General features: G+C 53.0%; 1 protein-coding gene and 1 pseudogene. Both read left to right on the top strand.

The window, feature by feature from the left end:
• A pseudogene (locus AC1DRJ_RS26895) lies at nt 1-296 on the top strand (tRNA uridine-5-carboxymethylaminomethyl(34) synthesis GTPase MnmE); the annotation flags it as partial.
• 551 nt (nt 297-847) lie between these two features.
• A partial coding sequence (locus AC1DRJ_RS26890; RefSeq protein WP_477804823.1) for an FAD-dependent oxidoreductase occupies nt 848-1,634 on the top strand: 787 nt, incomplete at its 3' end.

Below are 1,634 nucleotides of genomic sequence, written 5' to 3'. Positions count from 1 at the left end.
GTGCCAAGTCTGCTGGCGAAGGCTTGGAGCTACTGCGCGACCACCTCAAGGCTTGCATGGGCTACGAGCAAACTTCGGAAAGCAGCTTCAGCGCACGCAGGCGCCACCTTGAGGCGCTCCGACATGCCAGCGCATCCCTTGAGCATGGCCGTGCGCAACTGACCCTGGCAGGTGCTGGCGAGTTGCTGGCCGAGGATTTGCGGCAGGCTCAGCACTCACTAGGTGAAATCACCGGTGCATTCAGCTCCGATGATCTGTTGGGACGGATCTTTTCCAGCTTCTGTATCGGTAAATAGTCCTAAGTTATTCACAGACAGGCCATTCGCGCCTGTCTGTTCCCTCTTTTTTTTTAAAATCTTCCCCCAGTGCAGAGCAGATTATTTCTGGTTGAGCGGTTTTCCTTCGCCCGAAATTTACCCGATGAGCGCTTTTCTGTGGATTAAGCCCTGTGAATAACTGCGCCTAAGGGCAGTTGATAACAGGGCCTCAAAATTGAAGATAACCGCCTCTGTGGATAACCAACCCTTTCATCCACAGGCTTAGACCGGTTATCCAAGGGCCTTATTGGCACCTGATCACAGGGTTTTGAATCTCTGTACATATTGATAAATAAGGCCTGTAGCAATCTATCCACAGAAATGTGCCTCAGTAGAAATAAACATAAAAACAAAGATTTAATAAATTTCTTTCTTTTTAATTTCTATAAACCCGACTTCTCCACAGCTGGTTAAATTTTGTGCAAAGGGTTCTTTAGGAAGGACGAAGTCCCTATACTTGCCGACCAGGTCCAGAAACCTGAGCTCAAACCATTCCTGATTACCTAACTGAAGCAGGCACGAGGTGCGTGGTGGATTTCCCTTCCCGTTTTGAAGTGATCGTCATCGGCGGCGGTCATGCCGGTACCGAGGCAGCACTGGCCTCAGCACGTATGGGTGCAAAAACCCTATTGCTGACGCATAACGTGGAAACCCTCGGAGCAATGAGTTGCAACCCCGCCATTGGTGGGATCGGTAAAAGCCATCTGGTCAAAGAAATCGACGCCCTTGGCGGCGCGATGGCGATGGCTACCGATAAAGGCGGTATCCAGTTTCGCGTGTTGAACAGCCGCAAAGGCCCGGCCGTGCGTGCAACTCGCGCTCAGGCAGATCGGGTTCTGTACAAAGCCGCTGTCCGCGAAGCACTGGAAAACCAGCCGAACCTGTGGATATTTCAGCAAGCCGCTGACGACTTGATCGTCGAACAGGAACAGGTGCGTGGTGTTGTCACCCAAATGGGCCTGCGTTTCTTCGCGGACTCCGTGGTGTTGACCACTGGCACCTTCCTCGGTGGACTTATCCACATCGGTTTGCAGAATTTCTCCGGTGGTCGTGCCGGTGATCCGCCTTCGATTGCCCTGGCGCATCGTCTGCGTGAACTGCCACTGCGCGTCGGTCGACTGAAAACCGGTACACCACCGCGTATCGATGGCCGATCTGTGGATTTCTCGGTGATGACCGAGCAAGCGGGCGATACGCCGATCCCAGTGATGTCGTTCATGGGCAACAAGGAACAGCATCCGCAGCAAGTTAGTTGCTGGATTACTCACACCAACGCCCGTACCCACGAAATCATTGCAGCGAACCTCGACCGTTCGC

The sequence above is a fragment of the Pseudomonas sp. P5_B2 genome (assembly GCF_056400445.1).
Note: the sequence above shows the minus strand (reverse complement) of the source record. Positions and strands in the feature narration are given on the sequence as shown.